This window comes from Agarivorans sp., assembly GCF_050295395.1.
Taxonomy (GTDB): Bacteria; Pseudomonadota; Gammaproteobacteria; order Enterobacterales; family Celerinatantimonadaceae; genus Agarivorans.
Map to the genome: position 1 here is coordinate 1 of NZ_JBNKPP010000158.1, position 19,918 is coordinate 19,918.

Here is a 19,918-nt window from a genome sequence, read left to right on the forward strand (position 1 = left end):
GAAGAAGTCGTTGGTTAAGACCCCCACTCGGTCGGTGAATACCCCGTGGGCTGTGCCACCGTAGTTGGTGCCCAATACCCGCATGCCGCCAATCAATACCGTCATTTCTACCGCGCTAAGCCCCATCAATTGAGCTCGGTCTAGCAATAGCTCTTCTGGCATCACTACATAATTGGCCTTTTGCCAGTTACGGAAGCCATCAGCCAAAGGCTCTAATACCGCAAAGGACTCTACATCGGTCATTGCTTCACTGGCATCACCACGTCCCGGCGAGAATGGCACCGGCACAGAGAATCCAGCAACGGCAATCGCCCGCTCTAGACCCACATTACCAGCCAATACAATGGTGTCGGCAAGGCTAATGTGAAACTGCTGAGCAATCGGTTTAAGCTCGGCTAATACCTTGGCTAGGCGCTCTGGCTCGTTACCTTGCCAAGCATTTTGTGGCGCCAGTTGTATGCGAGCACCGTTAGCGCCACCGCGTTTATCAGAGCCACGGAAGGTGCGGGCACTGTCCCAAGCGGTACTGATTAACTCACTCACACTCAACTCTGTGGCATCAATTGCTGCCTTCACCGCCGCAACATCATAGTCACTGCGCCCTGCTGGGATAGGGTCTTGCCAAATCAACTCTTCGCTAGGTACATCTGGGCCAACATAACGGGCTTTAGGCCCTAAGTCACGGTGGGTTAACTTAAACCAAGCACGCGCAAACACTTCCGATAAGTAGGCAGGGTCTTGATGGAAACGTTCCGAGATTTTGCGGTATTCAGGGTCCATTTTTAAGGCCATGTCGGCATCGGTCATAATCGGCATACAGCGGATTGATGGGTCTTCCACATCCACTGGCATGTCTTCTTCGGCAATATTCACCGGCTGCCATTGCCATGCTCCGGCAGGGCTTTTAGTTAATTCCCATTCATATTTGAACAGTAGATTAAAATAGCCATCGTCCCATTGAGTAGGGTTGGTGGTCCATGCGCCTTCAATGCCACTGGTCACGGTATCGCGGCCAATCCCGCGCGATTTATGGTTATTCCAGCCCAAACCTTGCTCTTCCAGTTCAGCAGCTTCAGGTTCTGGACCTAGCTCTGCGGCATCACCGTTACCATGGGTTTTACCCACCGTATGGCCGCCAGCGGTAAGCGCCACGGTTTCTTCGTCATTCATGGCCATGCGCTCGAAGGTGACGCGCATATCTTGAGCGGTTTTCAAAGGATCGGGATTGCCATCCACCCCTTCAGGGTTAACGTAAATCAGCCCCATCATTACCGCCGCCAATGGGTTTTCTAGATCCCGTTCACCAGAATATCGGCTGTTCTTGGCATCACTTGGAGCCAGCCATTCTTTTTCAGATCCCCAATAGGTGTCTTTTTCTGGATGCCAGATATCTTCTCGGCCAAAGGCAAAACCAAAGGTTTTCAAACCCATCGATTCATAGGCCATGTTACCGGCCAAAATCATCAAATCGGCCCAGCTAATTTTGTTACCGTATTTACGTTTAATTGGCCATAACAACCGACGGGCTTTATCTAGGTTGGTATTATCTGGCCATGAATTGAGCGGGGCGAAACGTTGATTACCGGTGGCGCTGCCTCCTCGGCCATCGCTAATTCGATAACTGCCTGCAGAGTGCCAAGCCATGCGGATCATCAAACCACCATAATGGCCCCAGTCTGCTGGCCACCATTCTTGGCTGTCGGTCATTAAGTCTTTTAAATCTTGCTTCAAGGCGGCGACATCGAGGTTTTTTAAGGCTTCTCGATAGTTAAAGTCATCTCCTAGCGGATTGGTTTTGCGGTCGTGCTGATGCAAAATGTCGAGGTTGAGATTGTTCGGCCACCACGCCACATTAGAATTTGCCGAACCAGTTATTCCGCCATGCATAATCGGACACTGGCCTGTGCCTTGATTGTTTTCGTTGTCCATTATCAGTTCCTTGACTATCGTTATTATGAATTTCCAACGCCTTAGTAGATAAGCTAGCTGGAAATATAAAATCAAATATAAGTCAATGGGTTATTGTGAATTATTAGCTTCTAACCCAACTTAATCTCTCGTCTTCAGTCTAGTCGCTAAGGCACTATTGTTCATGGCATTTAAACAAATGGCTGTAGTAGCCTGTGCCTATTGATCGCCCATACCTCACCTTTGACGGTGCCCGTGACTCGGCAAATACTTAATGATGGCTGCCGCAAAACCATTGCTAGTTAATGCAACAACACCCTAGCGGCTCAAACACAACAAGAGGAAACGCTTTGCCAACGGAATGGATGTTAGCTTTACTTGCCTGTGTCACATCGGCAATTGCTGCAGTAATAGGCTTTGGTGGCGGAATGCTGCTGATTACTTTGCTTCCCATGTTTGTTGCGCCAAGTTTAATTATTCCCTTACACGGGCTTACCCAACTGGCCAGCAACGGCTCAAGAATGCTATTTAGTATTGCGCAGGTGCAGTGGTCGCTGCTGCCTAAATTTTTAGTGGGTTCTTTACTGGGCTGCTTGGTATTTGGCTATCTGTTGTCTAACCTAGCCAGTGAAAACCTACCTTTCGCCATTGGCTGTTATATCTTACTCAGTCTATGGAGCCCGCATTTCAACCAGTTCATGCAGCACTACCAAAGCTACTATTTAATCGGTTTTATGCAAACCGGCTTGGGCTTGATTGTGGGCGCTACCGGCCCCCTGTCGTTAGCACTGTTAAGCAAGCAACTGCAAAGCCCTCAGCAAGTTATCGCCACCAGTGCCTTATTTATGAGCATTAGCCATCTGGCTAAATTGCCGGTTTATTTCAGCATCAGCAGTGAATTGGCGTCTCAATTGCCACTGTTACTGATGATGCTGCTTGGCGCAATCAGTGGCTCTTGGCTGGGCAACAAAATCAGCTTAAGGTTTAATCCCTCTACTATCTCTATAATAATCAAGTTATTACTTAGTTTGTTAGCGCTACAAATGCTGCTAAGGGTAGTGCTAAAACACATCGCCTAAGCCGCACGGCTGAGGTAACATTTAATTTTGTTAAGCTGCTAGGTTTGGCTATGTTGCATGCGTTTAGCTTCTCTGTTTCGGTTACCGCCCCCATCATATTAATGATGATATTGGGCTACCTCTTTAAACGGCGCGATATGATTTCAGGCGAATTTATTCGCAGCGGTTCAAGCCTGGTATTTAACGTTACCCTGCCTTGCTTATTGTTTTTAAACATTGCCACCGCCGATGTAGCCGCTTTAATCCAAGTAAAACTGTTAGCCACTGCGGGCCTAATTACCTTAGCGTCGGTGGGTTTGCTGTGGATTTATGCCCGTAATATGGCCGGCCCCCAGCGCGGCGTATTTGTTCAAGGCGCCTATCGAGGCAACATGGGCATTATTGGCCTGGCCACCATCGTGAATGCCTTTGGCCATGAGGCGCTAGCACCGGCAGGGGTATATTTGGCGATCATGGTGATCCTCTACAATGTGTTGGCGATTGCGGTATTAAGTGCAGCCCAACCTAAAGCCGAGCAGAGTTTACTTAAAGGCATGGCCTATTCAATGTTTAGCAACCCACTGTTTCTGGCCATTGTATTTGGTTTATGCCTTGCCTTAATCGGCTTACGTTTGCCTGAATGGCTCACCACCAGCGGCCGTTACTTGGCTAATATGACCCTGCCGCTGGCTCTGCTGTGTATTGGCGGCTCGTTAAGTTTGGATCGTTTAAAAGGCAATCGTAGCCTGATTTTTCAAGCCTCTGCCGCTAAGTTAGTTATTTTGCCCTTAGTGTCGGTGCTGATCGGGGCACTGTTAGGTTTTCGTGGTTTAAGCTTGGGGATCCTCTACTTGATGATGGCCACCCCTTCTGCCACTGCCAGCTTTGTAATGGCTAGGCAAATGAGGGGCGATGCCGATTTAGCCGCCGACATCATCGCCATCACCACCATTTTTTCGGCCTTAACCACCACCTTCGGTTTAGTCGGCTTAAGAGCCGGCGGCCTGATTTAAGCCACAACTTAGTAATAAAAACGCTGATAAGCACTCGAGCCTTACATCAACGGATGTAAGGCCTTAATTAGAGTATTTGTTAAATCCCACCCGCTAAGCCCGATAAGTCATTAGTCTAAATTCAGAGGCTGTCCGCCTTACTCGGCTCTATATCACTTGTTACCCAGCTACGATTAAGCTAGCCTTGCTGCCTAAACATTCGCGCCTGAAATGGCCAATTTTTTTAAACAAACAGGGTAAATTACGTGTTTCTGTTAGTGAGTTTTTTATGTCTCGCCATTTTTGTCTCGTTTTTATGTTCAATATTAGAAGCGGTGCTACTGAGTGTTTCGCCTAGCTACATTCAACTGCAGCAACAACAATCCCCCAAAGTTGCCCAGCGTTTATCCAAATTGAAAGACAGTATTGATAAGCCTCTGGCGGCGATTCTTAGCCTTAATACCGTAGCGCATACCGCAGGCGCCGCCGGTGTGGGCGCTCAGGTCGCGGCTCTTTATGGCTCTCAATATTTAGCCATTTCTTCGGCGATTATGACGATATTGGTATTGGTCTTGTCGGAAATTGTGCCGAAAACTCTTGGCGTAACTTACTGGCGACAGCTGGCCCCCTTTGCCGCTTGGTTGCTACCGCTAATGATTAAGCTATTTGCCCCCTTTGTTTGGTTAAGCGACCGCATCACCGCTCGCATTGGTAACCACGAAGAAGACTTTTCTAACCTGCGTGAAGAAATAAGCGCTCTAGCAGAGCTAGGCCACCAGCAGGGCGTAATTGAAGCGGGCGAGTCTCAGGTGCTGCGTAACTTACTGCGCCTAGAGCAGCGTAAAGTCACCGACATTATGACGCCACGCGCGGTAGTGCACCGTATTGAAAAGAACAGCAGCGTGAGAGAGTTTATTGCTGTGCATCAGGCCGAGCCCTTTTCGCGGATTCCGGTCTACCAAGAGGAGCGAGATAACTTCATCGCCTATGTGCATAAACAAGACTTACTTAGTGCCGCGCTAGACAACAAGCTAGATGCGCCGATTTTTGACTACTCACGCAAGCTATTAATGTTGCCAGCTAGCGTAAGTGTGCGCCATGCCTACCAAAGCCTGTTGCAAGCGCGCGAGCTGATTGCCGCAGTGGTTAACGAATATGGTGAAGTACAAGGTTTGCTCACTATGGAAGACATTCTAGAAACCTTATTAGGCCAAGAGATTATTGACGAAACCGACGCCATTGAAGACATGCAACGCTTGGCGCGTTTCCAATGGTTGAAACGACTACGCAATAAGAAACAGCGCTACAGTCGTTAAACACTGTTCAACAAAAAGCCAGCCGCAAGGGCTGGCTTAACACTCATACATTGCGCCTAATAGGTCTTATACGGCAAGAACTTACCAGACAGTACAATGTTCACGCGATCCCCTTTCGGATCGGCTTCACGCTGAATATCCATAGAAAAATCAATGGCGCTCATGATGCCATCGCCAAACTCTTCGTGGATCAGCTCTTTAATGGTAGAACCATATACATTCACCACTTCGTACCAGCGGTAAATTAACGGATCGCTTGGCACGGCAGTGGGCAACGAGCCCTTATATGGGGCAATTTGCAACCAAGCTACCGCTTCATCAGATAATTCAAATAAATCACCGATGATTTCGGCCTGCTGTTTATCAAAGGTCATTTGCCCTAAACAGGCGGCAGTGGTCCACTCTTTAGATAGGCCAATGGCGCTGGCCACTTCGCTCCACTTAATGCCCTTTTTTACTTTACTGGCAACAATTTGTTGGGTGACTTGTTCTCTGCTACTAATCATATTGCTTCCTTTCTTGAGTAACGATCTTGATTAAACAAAATGCAGCCCGTTAACTTAGAGCTTAACGAACCAATAAAAAAATCACGACGCCAGCGAGTATCGCAGAAATGCCCTGCCACAACGCCACTGGGTTACGCTCTACCAGAGGTGCTCTAGTTTTGTTAATAAAGGCCTGGTTGGGCTTGCGCAGATCCACCAAAAACTCACTAATTTGCGAATAACGTTTTTGCGGATTGGGGTGTAAGGCTTTTTCTAGGGCGTCATCCACCCACACCGGAATTTCCCGCTCGCTATCAAGTACCGACTGATATACCAAACGCCGCTGAGCCGCTTCGGTTTTAGCTTTAGCCACGTTAGTCCCATAGGGGAAACGCCCCGACAGCAGATAGTAAGTAATCACCGCTAACGAGAACAGCTCGGCGCGCACGCTGCCGCCGTAACCTAAAAACAACTCTGGCGCAGAGTACAAGGCGGTGCCTAATAAAGACGATTGAGTATGGTCCTGTACTTGCTCGGCCAAACCAGCCGCCCATACCGAACCAAAATCAATGATCTTCACGGTGCCATGTTTATCAATCATGATGTTGTCGGGCTTTAGATCTTGATGCAGCATGTCCATGCGATGAAAGGCGCGCAAGCCCTTGGCAATTTGCTCGACTATCTCCCTCACCTTAGCCAAATCGGGCTTAGGATTGTCGGTGATCCACTGCTGCAGGGTTTGCCCTTCTAGATATTCAAACACGGTATATAAAAAGTGTCGCTGGCGCACCTCGGCGCTAGCCTTTAATACATGGGCGCTGTTAATTCGCCGAGCCATCCACTCTTCGGTAAAAAAGCGCTCTAGGTACTCTTCATCACCACGTAAATCCACCGAAGGGGTTTTTAGAATTACCTGCTGGCCACTGTGCTGATCTTCAGCTAAGAAGACATGACTACGGGCGCTGTGATGAATCGGGCGAATAATCTTATAAGAATCCATTTCCATTCTGGCGTCTAACTGTGGAGGGAAAGACAAGGCGGCAACCTGCTCTTTTAGGCTGTTATCCGCGCTCTGCGGCACTTGTTCAAGGCGAATAATCTGCAAGCTTAAGTTGTCGTCACTGCCCGCCAAATAAGCTGTGGCAACAATGTCTTCGGCAGCCTTAGTGAGATCATGGTGATTGGCGATGAGGGTTTGCTGCACTTGCTCGGCGTCGATGTATTCGTATACCCCATCGCTACACAGCAGAAAAATATCGCCCTGCTCTATTGTTAAACATTGGTAGTCAAATTCACACTCAGGCTCAATGCCTAAGGCGCGGCTCAAGTAACTTTGTTGCTCGCTGCCCCAAACACGGTGGTCTTTAGTCAGTTGCTCTAAACCCTGCAGGCTTAAGCGATATATGCGAGTATCACCCACATGAAATAAATGTGCCTGATTGCCCTTAATCACCAAAGCACTCAGGGTACAAACGTAGCCTTTATTTTTGTCGTAATGGTAGCGGCTTTGTTGAGATTGGCTATAGAGCCAGCTATTGGTGGCTTGTAAGACGCGAGTAGCGGCATGCTGCACCGTCCAAGTTTCGGAGGTGCAATAATAATCGTCTAAAAAACTGTTAACGGCGGTTTCGCTGGCAATTTGACTCACTTCGCTACTGCTAATGCCGTCGGCAATCACCGCAGCAAAACCCTTATGTTGTAGCTGTGCTCCGCTTGGGGTAAATGCGCCGTAGCAGTCCTGATTAAGGGGCTTGCGCCCCTTATCAGAACATTGGCCAATCGATACACGCAGTTGGCTAGTGGTCATAGGCAAAGCTTAAGCGTTAGCCGGTGCTGATTTGCTTGGCGCTTCTACCGCAGCCGAAGCCACTTTGCGCTTGGGCGCTGTTCTTACGTGGGTGGTATATAAGGTTAAACCGGTAAAGGCTAAACCACCCACTAAGTTACCCAAAGCAGTTGGAATTTCATTCCACAGGAAGTAATCAGAGATAGAGAACTCACCACCCATGATTAGGCCAAATGGGAACAAGAACATGTTAACAACTGAGTGTTCAAAGCCCATGAAGAAGAACAAGAAGATCGGCATCCACATGGCAATCACTTTGCCGCTTACGGTAGTTGAGATCATCGCGCCTACCACGCCCATAGACACCATCCAGTTACATAACATGCCGCGAATGAAGATAGTTAACCAGCCACCTAGGCCGTGTTCGGCATAACCCACCGTACGTGCTTCACCAATGCTAGCCGCTTTGGCGCCCACCGCACCGGCATCAACGTTGAAACCATAGGTAAAGATAAAGGCCATCATAAAGGCCACGGTTAAAGCGCCACCGAAGTTACCCAAAAAGACCAAACCCCAGTTTCTTAATATTCCTCGTACATCGACACCGGGCCGCTTATCTAATAGCGCCAGCGGAGCCAATACAAATACCCCAGTTAACAAGTCAAACCCCATTAAATAGAGCATACAAAAGCCCACAGGGAATAAGATGGCGCCCAGCAGGAAGACCCCAGTTTGCACTGCGATGGTAATAGCAAAAATAGCGGCTAGAGCCAAAATAGCGCCAGCCATAAAAGCGCGAATAACCGTATCGCGAGTAGACATAAAGATTTTGGATTCGCCGGCGTCAACCATTTTGGTGGCAAACTCGGCAGGTGCTAAATAAGACATAATATTTCCCTATATTGCTTAATCATAAATAAAAGCTGTGGTCTGGCGGATTCATCTAACATAAATACAGATTATTTCACCGCTACCAAGCAACACCCGATTAGCTGCTGACTTGGTCTTTCCCTGACCTCAGTAAGTAGATAGCAAGGGCTGCGCCAACAACACAAAATAGCAACATAAAAAATCAAAGTAATAACTTTAATACCTACAAAGAGGTAATTTTTCCTGCAAATTCATCAACATTCACTAATGGCTTGCACATTTATAGTTGCTAATTGCACCAATACAGAACAGAAAAATGAGAGTTAGCTCACTTAAGCTAGAGCTGAACAAATGTATTCACGCTTAGTTGTTTAGGATTAAAATTTCACCAGCAATAGCCCACCCAGTTAACGATTTTTTATGAAACAAAGCGCCAGCGCATATTTTGTTAAGCTTTAACAAGACAGCCTGTACAGTTTCAGTAAAGTAAGCGCTAATTAGCTCAGTAAACAGGATCGCAGCATGAAGCCGGAACAGCGGCAGCGCATTATGGAGAAAGCCGTTAAAGCCTTACAGGCGGGTAAATTCAGTCAGGCTTTTTCCACCATTAACAAAATTAATCAGCTTAAGTCGCAGCAAAATTTTCAAAGTTTAGAGCTGGCGGCTTACAGTTTGTTTCAACAGCAAAAATTTGAGCGAGCCCGCGACGCTTACCAGCAGGCGCTAGCCCTTTGCGACAATCTTCAGCAACGAAATAACTGTTATAAAAACATCGGCTTAGCCGAACAACAGCTGGGTCTACTACAAGCCGCCATCGCTTCTTTTGAGCAATGTTTTGCACTGATTGATGGAGCCGACAATGCCGATATAGCCAGCCCCTTAGGAGAATGCTATTTGGCCGAGGGGCGCTTCCAACAGTTAACCGAGCTTTGCGCCAAAATGCGCCATTGGCCCGGTCAACTGGCCAAAGCCCTAGCTCTAGAGATCTCCGCCGCCAAGCTACAAAACCAGCGCCAACAAACCTTAGATGGAATTGAAGCGCTGCTGCAACACAGCGCCTTAATTGAAGAGTGGCAAGTGGCCTTTGCCATAGACACCCTAATGTTCATTCGAGAACACAAGCGTGCCGAACAGCTATTACAACAAGCCGCTATCGACTACCCCAATAAGAGTTGGATAGTCTACTACCGAGCCGAGCTGGCCTTGCGCCAGAAACATCCCGAACAATGCATTGAATTACTTAGCGATGAGCTAATTAACCAGCTTGATTTTATGCGCAAAAAAGCAGCCTACAAGCTACGCGCCGATGCACGAGACCAGCTGCAAGATTACTCGGCAGCTTTTAACGATTACTCGGCCATGGCCGCGCTGAATCACCAACGAGCCCAAGCGCAAAGCCACCAAGATTTAGTCGCCAGCTATCAAAAACTCGATTTAAACTTTATTAAGCAGCAGCCCACTTTAGCGCAAAACGATGCCGAGCCAGAGCCGGTATTTATGATGGGCTTTAATCGCTCGGGCACCACCTTGTTAGAGAACATTTTAGATACCCAACAACGAGTGATAGCTTTAAGTGAAACCCGCTCACTGTATTCAGTGGGCCAGGCGATGAGCCAACAACTGAATAAACGCTACCCCGAAGATTTGGCCACACTTAGCCCCAGCGAGCGCCAATTATTGCGCCAAGGCTACTACGACTACATCAGGGAGTTAGGCTTTGAGCTGAAGCCCGACAGCGTCATTGTTGACAAGTTTCCGCTGTATACGGTAGAGCTACCGCTGATTTTAAGCCTATTTCCTAAAGCCAAAATCATCTTTTGCCTGCGCCACCCAGCCGATGTGTGTTTGAGTAATTTCCAACAAAACTCGGCCAATAACCAACAACAGGCTAAGTTGAACCGCCTAGCCGATTGCTTTAGCTACTACCAACAAGTGTTCACGCTATTTCAACGTTATCAGCAACAATTGGATTTAAATATTCACTATGTGCGTTATGAAGATTTGGTGGAAGACTTGGAGCCTCAGGCCGAGGCTTTATTTGAGTTTCTCAACTTGCCTGTGAGCGAGGATTACCACCAGTTTAATCAGCACGCTCAGCAGAAGATTGTGATGTCGGCGTCAAGCAACCAAGTGGTGGAAGAAATCTACCAGCACTCGCGCTATAAATGGCTGAACTACCAAACGCAGCTTCAGCCCCATTTAGCTAAAGTCGCCCAGTTCGTCGAACAGTTTGCTTATCCACCTTTAAGCTAGGCTTTGCTCCTTGGTCGTAGCCCGACCAAGGCGGCTTATTTTTGCTGGCGCTGAATACTGGGAATGTTTAACCACTCTTCGTCGTATTCTTTTAAGGCCTTTTTACGCCGCTCTCGCTCGGCAATAGTTTCACCAAACACCTGCATGTGGGCTTGTTCCATCAAGGCTTGAGCGCGTGCTCGCTCAACTATGCCTAACAACTCAGCGGCTTGCATAAAACCTTCTAGCCGCCCCTTTTGTAAATCACCGCCTTTGCCCCGCTTCACTTCATCAAAATAGGACAAAAACTTCTCATAACAAGTTTGGGAAAATTCGGCTTGGCTAAGCATGCTACCTCTCAAATCGTTTTACAGGTGGGCTTTTAAAATCTGATATAACTCGGGACGATGCTCGGCAATCTCCTCGGGGCTTAGGCCCTCTAAAGAATGCGGATACTTTAACCATTGCTTGGTTTCGTGCAGGTAATAATCGGGCACCCGCTCAGTGAGATTGCGCTCGGGCTTATAATACGGCACCGCTACGCGAATATCTTCCGGGGTATTTAGACGGGCTAAGCGTCTCAACTCGCTAATAATCGCTTCAATGGAACGGCCGGTATCAAATACATCGTCAACAATCAGCAACTTATCATGATGCTGTACATGCTTAACCAAATAGCTCAAGCCATGCACTTTAATCTGCTTAGACTGCTGATCAATGGCCGCCGCATAAGAGGAAGTACGAATCGCAATGTTGTCGGTGGTCACCCCGTGAAAAGCCAAATACTCTTGCACCGCAATACCAATGGGCGCTCCGCCTCGCCACACCGCAATGGTGAAAGTGGGCTTAAAATCGCTGTCTAATACTTGTTTGGCTAAGCGGAACGAATCTTCAAGTAGGGACTGTCCGCTTAAATATAATTTTTCGCTCATCTTCAGTGATTACCAATAATCGTTGCTGACCTAGTGCTCAAGGTTATAGTATAAAATCACAATCGTGAAATTGTTTTGTAAAGAGTAGGCCTTCAATATGCCAAGTAAAGATGCTGCAGTAAAAAATCCCCCCCATAGCATGAACAAACGCTATCTCGAAGAGGAAAAGCTGATCGAAGATGCCTTTCGCCTCGGCGTAAACATCTATGAAAGTGGCTTTCGTCCCAGCTTTATCGTGGGTTTGTGGCGAGGCGGCAGTGCAGTGGGCATTTACGTGCAAGAGTGTCTACAAACCCTTGGGGTAAATACCGACCACATTTCTTTGCGTACCTCTTATCAGGGGCAAAGCAGCTATCAAAACATTCTTAACGCACCCGAGGAGATCCGCGTACATGGGATTCAATATTTATTGGAAAACCTAAATGTGGATGACAGCTTGCTGATTGTAGATGACGTATTTAGCAGCGGCCATAACATTCAAGCGGTAATAAATCGCCTCAGCAGCAAGCTTAAACGCAACATGCCAAGTCAGGTGAAGGTAGCCACTTTGTGGGAGCGCCCTAGCTTCAACCAAACTGACATTAGCCCCGATTTTTGTTTGCACCAAACCGACGACTGGCTGGTCTTTCCTTATGAGTTAACAGGTTTGAGCTTGGAGGAAATCCAGCAACATAAAAGCTTTGTGGCACCACTACTTAAACCCGAACTACTCAAATAATTCCGCAAACTAAGACTAATATTGCTGATGGGCCTTACGATAAGGCCCTTGGTAATCGAAGATCCGGTGCTCAATTTTCCAATAATGTTTGTTCTTTTTGGCGATAACAAAATCGGGATGCACCATGTTATTTAGCTGCTGTAAGGCCTGCTCTGCGGTATTGGGCAAATTGGCTGGGCCGCTGATGCGCCGAGAAAAATGCTGATTAAAGGCTTGCCGCGCCTTGGCATAAGCGAAATTAAACTGCTCTTTTAGCTCTGCGCCATCTTCATCGTGGTAAATCACGCTAAGTTGCTGCTCTTGAGCACTAAACGACATGCCACTGCAACGCAACACCATACGATCCTTTAGCTGTAAGGCTTCTTTCAATAACTTATCTGGGTCACTTAGCTGACAGCCACAGCTTTGGCATTGGCGCGCGGCAATGTCGTTTTCACCGTTGCACTGCGGGCATTGCTTGTATTGATAACGATAATCACATTGCTGTAGCTGTTCGGGCTTATCTTCAGCAGGCACCAAGCCCTGACAACGCCGGCCATAGTGCTCAATTAGCTCGCCGTCTTTATCGCAGACTCCCCAAAACATATTGGCAAAACCACATTTGGGACAGCTAACCTGCACCAAAGCGCTGTTGGGGTTGGGTTTTACTTCGCCGATTTCTGGTTGGTATAAGTCGTAGTTATTGCCCGCATAATCAATGATTAAGCAATCGCTTTTTCCCTCATATAAACGCAAACCACGCCCAGCAATTTGTTGATACAAACTCACCGAGGCGGTGCGTCGCAAAATCGCAATTAAATCCACATGGGGCGCATCAAAGCCGGTGGTGAGTACCGATACATTCACCAAAAACTTAAGCTGCTGCCGTTTAAACTGCTCCACCCATTGGTCGCGCAGCTTATTGGCGGTATCGCCAGTGAGTAGCGCGGTTTGCTCGGCCGGTAGGTAACTGGCAATCTCCTGGGCATGCTTTACCGAAGCGGCAAATATCATCACCCCTCGGCGCTGCTCAGCCAATTGTAATAATTGCTGGCAAATGGCCTGAGTCACCCGTGGGCAACGTGCTAAAAACTGATCCAACTGGGCTTCCGTGTAGCTGGCTGGCAACTCATCAAACTGATAACGCGCAGCGGGGGCATCCACTACCAGCGGCTGGGTTAAATAGCCCTTGCTAATTAAGTAGCGCAGCGGCAGTTCATAAATACATTTTTTGAAAAAAGCATCGGCTTGGCCACGCACATAGCCATGATAGTGCTGCTGGTAGATCCAGCCCTTATCTAAACGATAGGGCGTAGCGGTTAAACCCAGCACTTTAAGTTGCGGGTTATGGATTTTTAGATGCTGAATAATGCGTTGATATTGACTATCGCTGTCGTCAGCCACCCGGTGACATTCGTCGATCACCAGCAAAGAATAATAGTCATTAAACTGCTCAAGATTGCGACTTAATGACTGCACGCTGGCAAAAGTAACCGCATGCTCGGTTTGCTTTTTGCCCAGCCCTGCGGCGTAAACCCCAGCGCTAAAGCCATAGTCTTTAAACTTCTGATGGTTTTGCTCCACCAACTCTTTAACGTGGGCCAATACCAAAATGGGGTAACGCGCTAAGCGGGCTAACTCGGCAATTACAATGCTTTTACCTGCCCCAGTAGGCAGCACCAGCACCGCCGCATCATCACTGCCACGAAAGTGAGTTAAAACAGCATCTACCGATGCCTGCTGATAGTCTCGCAAGCGCAAAATAAAAGGCACCTATAAGCAATAAATTGACTGGCCATTATGCCATATCAATAAATGGGAAACAGGCCGCTGTTAGGCTTAGTTAAGCAGGTGAGAAAATGAATAACAAACAACAACTACAGGACAAAATCCAAAGCTTTAAGCGAATAGAAGAGGCGCTAGATTACTTTGAGATCGATTTTGATTCGAGCTTCATCGAGCAATATCGACAGCCCTTAACCAAACGCTTTTATGGCAACCTATTAATCGCCAAACCCAGTGATTGGTTTGCGGCTAGGCGCGCCCTAAAAAATGCCTATTGCAAGGTACAGCGCAGCCGCCTCGACCCAACAACCCGCTCAGCCTGTAGGGGCTGCACCAGCTGCGAGCGCCGCTAAGCCAGCTGCAATTTAGGCCTAAACAGTTCAAAGATGAAGTTCGCCTCATGCGCGGCAGAAAACACTTTGTTAATCACGCCTCCTGCCATGTGGGCGTGGCCCCCACCAAAGCCAATGCCCGAATCATTTAAAGCTTGGCGCACAATTTTTGCCACGTTATTGTGGCTACATTCAGAGCGAAGCGAAATAAACGTTTTTTCTTGATTGCGCGCGCTCAGCACCACTATGTCTATCTCATCCACCGATAGTAGGAAATCACCCAATACCCCTAACATGTTTTTTGGGCAGCCATCAGGCAGGCTAGCAAAGGCACAGTTATTCACTTTTTTGATTGAGTCCAACATCGAATGGAACAAGTTAAGCTCTTGATATTCAATCTGATTACGGCAAATGCGATTAACAATGCTCATATCGGCACATTGCTGTAATTGAATAAGCGCTTGTACATCGGCAGGGCTAACCGCGCGAGTAAAGTTGGCTGTATCAAATGCCAAGCCCACCAGCAAGGCGGTGGCTATTTTTTGCGGAATAGGCAGCTGATAGTGAAAAAAATACTCCAGAATGATGGTAGCCGTAGCGCCATAATCAGGGCGAACATCGTGGTACCAAACAAAATCCGGCGCAGTCACTTGATGGTGGTCGATCACCCCCACTTCCAAACCCGGTAAATCGGTGACATTTTTTTCACCTATGCAACCATCTACCACGATGATCTTGTCACTGGGTTTAAGATCTAATTGATGGGCTTTACTGATGGGAATATCCAACCAATCAATAAGATTTCGTAGCGACACTCGGTCCAAATAGCCTTGGTAGCAGATCAGTGGTTTCAGGCCCTTTTTTCGCAGCAAATAGGCCAAGGCGTAGGCCGAAGCTACGGCATCATGATCGGGAAAGTCATGCGCCTGAATAATCACTCGCTCAAGCCCTTGCAAGCGCTCGATTAGCGCATCTAATTTTGCCAACTGCATCAACTGATATCCTTATTCAACAGGTAAACCGCTATTCAGAGCTCAACCCGCATGCATCCTTGGCAGCGGAATCACCCACTCTAAACTCACCCATGTTGCTTAATCTAATTAGAAAAGAGCTTATACTCTAACTGGCAAGCCCGTTTATTGAAACTATGTTCATGATTTGTTTTGTTATTTCTAATAGAAATGAAGCTAGGATCGCGCCCAAAGGCGCTAAAAAAGGGGGGAATAGCGCTTACCAAAGAGCCACTTGCTGGGATTGTTAAATGCACTAACTTTACGATCTAGCGCCACAACTGCACTAACAAATAACGACTTAACTCAGCTCTTCCCACCCAAGGTGGTTTTAATTGTGACCAAGCGCCAGCCTCTAGATTCTATAACTTGCAAAAGCTTCGGGAATTTTCCAATCTAGCCCGGTAAGTTATTGGGAACGCAAGATGACATTTTGGAAGTATTCGTTATTCGCTGGCTTAATCATAAGCAGCAACTGTTGGGCCGTTAGTACTCCCGACACCACCCCAGGCCTCACCCTATGGACCGGCAAAAGCTACCCTCAGATGCAACAAATTGCTGAGCAGTTTGAGCAAGATACCGGTGTGAGCGTAATGGTAAAACAACCCACCGATATCACCGGTAATTTTGAGATCCAAGCACGGAATGGTGAAGGACCAGACATTATATTTTGGCCACATGACCGTATCGGCGATTGGGCTACCGCCGGGCTACTGCGAGAACTTAAGCCCAGTCAAGCGCTGCTAGATTCGGCCGAACCCTATGCTTGGGATGCGGTGAAAGTAGCAGGAAAAGTGTATGGCTACCCGATCTCCGTGGAAGCGGTAAGTCTCATCTACAACAAAGCGCTGATTCAGCAACCGCCGCACTCCTTCGAAGAGTTATTTGAATTAGATCAGCGCCTCCAGCAACAACACAATACCAAGGCAATACTGTGGGATTACAACAACAGTTATTACACTTGGCCCTTGTTTGCCGCAGGTGGCGCTTACATTTTTGCCAAAGACCAACAGCAGCATTACAACATTAAAGATACCGGGGTGAATCACCCCAGCGCCATGTATGCGGCAAAACTCGTTAAGAAAATGCTCGACCAAGACTTAATGCCAGATAATGCCGACTACTCCATCATGGACGTGCAGTTTAGAAAGGGTCAAGTCGCCATGGTCATTAACGGCCCTTGGTACTGGGATGAACTAGAAAGTGTCGGTATGGATTTTGGCGTAGCCCCCTTACCCACGGTAAACGGCAAACCTGCCAAAGCCTTTGTTGGGGTATGGAGCGCGGTGGTTAACAGCGCCACCACTCAAGGGGATTTAGTGGATGAGTTTTTAAACTACTATCTGATGAAACTAGACAACCAGCGCTTGCTGTTTTCCAGTGGCGATTTGGGCGCAATGGCCAACCTTCAGTTAAAAGAAGAACTGGCTAACGACTCCAGAGTCAGCGCCGTTTATGCCAGTGCAGCCCAAGGAAAGCCGATGCCCAACGCCCCTGCCATGGGCAAATTTTGGGCCGCCATGGCCACCAGCTTAAGCAACATAACCACTGGCCGCCAAACGGCGGAACAAGCCTTAAACGCCGCCGCCCAGCGGATTACCCGTTAAAGAGCAAAACTCGCGCAGCTTATACAATGCTGCGCGATAACCCCATTTGCCGCCCTTCTTCCATTTCCCATTGCACTCCGTAAGGGTCAATCCAGTAGAAGAAGGTAATAGGGAAACCATCAAGTTTATTAGGATGGTAGTCATTACTGGTATTTATCATGGTCACACCGGGTTGTTTCTTAAGGTAGTTAAACACCTCGTTACAATTGCTCACCTCCATCGCAATATGGCGCGGCCCACCTAAATCATAGGTCTTTGGCTGTGGCGGTAACTGCTGCTTACCCTGCGGGTAATTATAATGCATCAATTCCAAATAGAGCCCCGCTTGCGGATGATGTAAGAAACGCACATCCACATTAACCTTGCCATCACTTAGCCCCGCATCTAGAGCGAAGCTGCTCATGGTTACCCCTTGGTAATCCATCAGCTGGCCTTGATCATCTTTGGCCAAAACAAAACCTAAAGCCCTTTGATAAAACTCTGTGGCTTTGCTGATGTCATCAACAATAATATTAACGTGCGACATGCCTAATACAAAATGCTGCATGTCATGACTCTTTATACGCTCTAGCAGCACGGCTTTACTCTGCTCGCTAATTGCCGTGCAATATTCAACACTGCGGCCACTACTCACCGTATCTGAACAAATCAAGTAATCCTTGGTTTTCCCCTTTTCGGTATCGCTTGGCCCTTGTACTATTTCCACTTGCCAATGCTCGCTGCTAAACCACTGCTCATCTATGAGATAAGCGGCCGCAATCAGATCGAAGGGGTTAAAGCCTGAGGCACCAAACACCACTTCCCACTCTAGTAACCACGGTTCAGATTTTTCCGCCAAGTAGCGAGCCACGTTGCTGCCGTTTAGCATGCCCAATAGGTCATGCTGAGTTAACCAAAAAGGCTGGCAAGCTTGATAAGGCACCAAGCAAATATCCAGCTGGCTATCGAGCAAGTATTTATAGGCCACTACGTCAGCCTCGAAATTTAAATCGCGAAATGGCTTGGGTTGATGGTGGCCTGAAATGAAATGCTGGTCGATGCTAGTGCGCCCTGCCAGCAATACCACTTTTTCAATGTTGCCCAATAACTGCGGGTAATGTTTAGCCAACAATGCGATGTTAGTGGCGGCGCCAATGCCCAGTATCCATAGCGGCCCTGCAGCCAAGGCCTCAGCCATCGCGCTCACCCCCTTAGGTAAAGCTTGGCCATCTTGTTGCTCGAAAGGCGCGCTCGCACCTTGGTTAACCACCACACTATTGGGGCCAAAACGCGCGATAAAATCTTTGGCGACTTGAGTAGAAACAGCAATATCGTTGGTATTTCCTAAGGTTGAGCTGATTCCCACTACGTCTACTTCAACCGAACGCAGCAAGGCAGCAATGGCATAACCATCATCCACATCACAATAACTGACTAAGCTATTTTTACGTCCGAGGGTAATATCTGTATCTATCCACACTCGCTTCTGTTTGCGCATTTCACTCATCATTGTTTCCCTATGTGCATGCTGGTGTCCATTCGGTTAATTCAATCGCATTACGACCGGCCGCTTTCGCTCTATACAAGGCTTGGTCGGCGACTTCGTAGATTTGGTCAATACTGTTTAAGTGACGCAGATTTTCAGCGTTAACAAAGCCAATTCCTATTGACATGGTAACCACTTCAAAAGGCGCATTTTGTGGATGAGGTATTTCCAAGCCTTCCAGCTGCTGACACAATTGCACCGCTATTGGCTGAATGTCGTTAACTTGGTGAGTCTGCAATAACACCACAAATTCTTCGCCGCCTAAGCGAAACGCCTTATCGGTTTCACGTTTCATGGTTGATTGAATACACAAACCCACTCGCCGTAATACTTTGTCGCCTTCAGGGTGCCCCTGGCTATCGTTATAGGCTTTAAAGTTATCCAAATCGCAAATTAGAAACCCGACACATTGCTGAGCGCGTTTGGCCTGACTCACATAATCCTCAGAACAAGCATTAAAATAAAAACGCGAGCCTAGCTGAGTTAAGGCATCCAGCTCAGAGCGCTGCTCAAGCTCAACCATTTGCCCTTGCGCCCGTTCTACCAAACTCTTAAAGCGGCGCGCCAATACACCTAGCTCATCATCTCGCTCTAATTCGCTGAGTTGAGAAACATCAATATCTTTTAGGTGGGCGCTCATATTGCCAGCCAAACGCTTGAGCGGACGCACTATCCACCAAGTAGCCCAAGCAATTAGAATCACCGAAAATAGAACAGCGGTAAGGGCTTCTTTGAATAACTGCCAACGAATATCGCGTTGTAGCTGGTAAAGATGCTGAGCATCAAAAAATAGATAAATGCTGCCCTGATGGCGGTTTCGTAAGGCGAGATGTAACACTAATTGCTGCTTATCTGGCAGCAATAGATAATCGTCTGGCGCTATATTAGGTAGCGGAAAAAGAGGGCCATACTGGCGCTCGTGATTCATATCCATGTAAAAACGTAATAGCCGCTCTTGGGCGCGCCCCATTAAAAAAGTGAGCTTCACTTTATCGGCGTCGTCGGCTAATAGACGCTGCTTAAACTGTTCAATCTTGGCTTCTTGCTGAGCAATATCCTGCTCTTGGTTATGGGTTTTCCATACCAATTCTGGTTCACGCAGGTAGGCAAAAGCAAAGGGGGTTGATGAAAAATCAGAGATAGCATCCACTGAAAAATAGATCAGCTTTTCTGCGGCGGCATAAAGTTTTAGCGAGGAGTCTAATTTTACGTTGGTATAATTTAAGCCCGCCGCTGAAGGAGAGACCAAATCAATAATAGCGTTGCTACTACTACGTGCATTGCTCACCGCATGGGTAATACCCGTTTCCCACTCACTACGATAGCGGTTATAAGTCATAGTAAAAACCAGCCATAACACCAATATCAGGTGCGAAACAAACA

17 protein-coding genes are annotated in these 19,918 nt (G+C 47.6%); 7 read left to right on the forward strand and 10 right to left on the reverse strand.

Annotated elements, in window-relative coordinates:
* The coding region (katG, locus tag ACQY6Q_RS09485; RefSeq protein WP_427980624.1) for a catalase/peroxidase HPI at positions 1-1,929 on the reverse strand (1,929 nt) is incomplete at its 3' end.
* Positions 1,930-2,258: 329 nt separating this feature from the next.
* On the opposite strand from katG, the gene ACQY6Q_RS09490 reads away from it, so the two are divergent.
* The 3 genes from ACQY6Q_RS09490 to ACQY6Q_RS09500 all read left to right on the forward strand — a co-directional run bounded on the left by ACQY6Q_RS09490 (position 2,259) and on the right by ACQY6Q_RS09500 (position 5,274).
* On the forward strand, positions 2,259-2,987 hold the full coding sequence (locus ACQY6Q_RS09490; RefSeq protein ID WP_427980627.1) for a TSUP family transporter: 729 nt from the start codon (positions 2,259-2,261) through the stop codon (positions 2,985-2,987).
* Between the two features lie 50 nt (positions 2,988-3,037).
* Entirely contained in the window at positions 3,038-3,979 is a 942-nt protein-coding gene (locus ACQY6Q_RS09495; protein WP_427980630.1) for an AEC family transporter, read from the forward strand.
* 257 nt (positions 3,980-4,236) lie between these two features.
* On the forward strand, positions 4,237-5,274 hold the full coding sequence (locus tag ACQY6Q_RS09500) for a CNNM domain-containing protein (protein WP_427980633.1): 1,038 nt from the start codon (positions 4,237-4,239) through the stop codon (positions 5,272-5,274).
* A 56-nt stretch (positions 5,275-5,330) separates the two neighbouring features.
* Here the strand turns inward: ACQY6Q_RS09500 and cynS are convergent, their stop codons facing one another.
* The 3 genes from cynS to ACQY6Q_RS09515 all read right to left on the reverse strand — a co-directional run bounded on the left by cynS (position 5,331) and on the right by ACQY6Q_RS09515 (position 8,433).
* Positions 5,331-5,780: a cyanase gene (gene cynS / locus ACQY6Q_RS09505; protein ID WP_427980636.1), complete on the reverse strand. Its 450-nt coding sequence runs from the start codon at positions 5,778-5,780 to the stop codon at positions 5,331-5,333.
* 61 nt (positions 5,781-5,841) lie between these two features.
* Complete coding sequence (locus ACQY6Q_RS09510) at positions 5,842-7,566, reverse strand: protein kinase domain-containing protein (protein ID WP_427980638.1); 1,725 nt, start codon at positions 7,564-7,566, stop codon at positions 5,842-5,844.
* Positions 7,567-7,575: 9 nt separating this feature from the next.
* Positions 7,576-8,433 (reverse strand): formate/nitrite transporter family protein, encoded by an 858-nt coding sequence (locus ACQY6Q_RS09515; protein WP_427980640.1) that lies wholly within the window; start codon positions 8,431-8,433, stop codon positions 7,576-7,578.
* A 504-nt stretch (positions 8,434-8,937) separates the two neighbouring features.
* Here ACQY6Q_RS09515 and ACQY6Q_RS09520 point away from each other — a divergent pair.
* Complete coding sequence (locus ACQY6Q_RS09520; protein ID WP_427980643.1) at positions 8,938-10,668, forward strand: sulfotransferase; 1,731 nt, start codon at positions 8,938-8,940, stop codon at positions 10,666-10,668.
* 35 nt (positions 10,669-10,703) lie between these two features.
* Here ACQY6Q_RS09520 and ACQY6Q_RS09525 read toward each other — a convergent pair whose 3' ends face one another.
* Positions 10,704-10,997, reverse strand: a complete 294-nt coding sequence (locus tag ACQY6Q_RS09525; RefSeq protein ID WP_055734489.1) for a hypothetical protein — start codon at positions 10,995-10,997, stop codon at positions 10,704-10,706.
* Between the two features lie 18 nt (positions 10,998-11,015).
* Positions 11,016-11,579: a phosphoribosyltransferase gene (locus ACQY6Q_RS09530; protein WP_055734488.1), complete on the reverse strand. Its 564-nt coding sequence runs from the start codon at positions 11,577-11,579 to the stop codon at positions 11,016-11,018.
* A gap of 97 nt (positions 11,580-11,676) precedes the next feature.
* Here ACQY6Q_RS09530 and ACQY6Q_RS09535 point away from each other — a divergent pair, with 97 nt between their 5' ends.
* Entirely contained in the window at positions 11,677-12,297 is a 621-nt protein-coding gene (locus ACQY6Q_RS09535) for a phosphoribosyltransferase (protein ID WP_427980647.1), read from the forward strand.
* Positions 12,298-12,312: 15 nt separating this feature from the next.
* Here the strand turns inward: ACQY6Q_RS09535 and ACQY6Q_RS09540 are convergent, their stop codons facing one another.
* On the reverse strand, positions 12,313-14,037 hold the full coding sequence (locus tag ACQY6Q_RS09540; RefSeq protein ID WP_427980650.1) for a DEAD/DEAH box helicase family protein: 1,725 nt from the start codon (positions 14,035-14,037) through the stop codon (positions 12,313-12,315).
* 98 nt (positions 14,038-14,135) lie between these two features.
* On the opposite strand from ACQY6Q_RS09540, the gene ACQY6Q_RS09545 reads away from it, so the two are divergent.
* Positions 14,136-14,414, forward strand: coding sequence for a nitrogen fixation protein NifW (locus ACQY6Q_RS09545; RefSeq protein ID WP_427980652.1), 279 nt, complete (start codon positions 14,136-14,138; stop codon positions 14,412-14,414).
* Here the strand turns inward: ACQY6Q_RS09545 and ACQY6Q_RS09550 are convergent.
* Positions 14,411-15,385, reverse strand: a complete 975-nt coding sequence (locus ACQY6Q_RS09550) for a DHH family phosphoesterase (RefSeq protein WP_427980654.1) — start codon at positions 15,383-15,385, stop codon at positions 14,411-14,413. The genes ACQY6Q_RS09545 and ACQY6Q_RS09550 overlap by 4 nt on opposite strands.
* A 443-nt stretch (positions 15,386-15,828) precedes the next feature.
* Between ACQY6Q_RS09550 and malE the strand changes: the two genes are divergently transcribed.
* Complete coding sequence (gene malE, locus ACQY6Q_RS09555) at positions 15,829-17,010, forward strand: maltose/maltodextrin ABC transporter substrate-binding protein MalE (protein ID WP_427980656.1); 1,182 nt, start codon at positions 15,829-15,831, stop codon at positions 17,008-17,010.
* Between the two features lie 19 nt (positions 17,011-17,029).
* On the opposite strand, the gene ACQY6Q_RS09560 is transcribed toward malE, so the two are convergent.
* Positions 17,030-18,487 (reverse strand): nucleoside hydrolase, encoded by a 1,458-nt coding sequence (locus ACQY6Q_RS09560; RefSeq protein WP_427980659.1) that lies wholly within the window; start codon positions 18,485-18,487, stop codon positions 17,030-17,032.
* Positions 18,488-18,506: 19 nt separating this feature from the next.
* Positions 18,507-19,874 carry a diguanylate cyclase domain-containing protein gene (locus ACQY6Q_RS09565; protein ID WP_427980662.1) on the reverse strand — a complete coding sequence of 456 codons (1,368 nt, stop codon included), beginning with the start codon at positions 19,872-19,874 and terminating at the stop codon, positions 18,507-18,509.
* Positions 19,875-19,918: the final 44 nt, after the last annotated feature.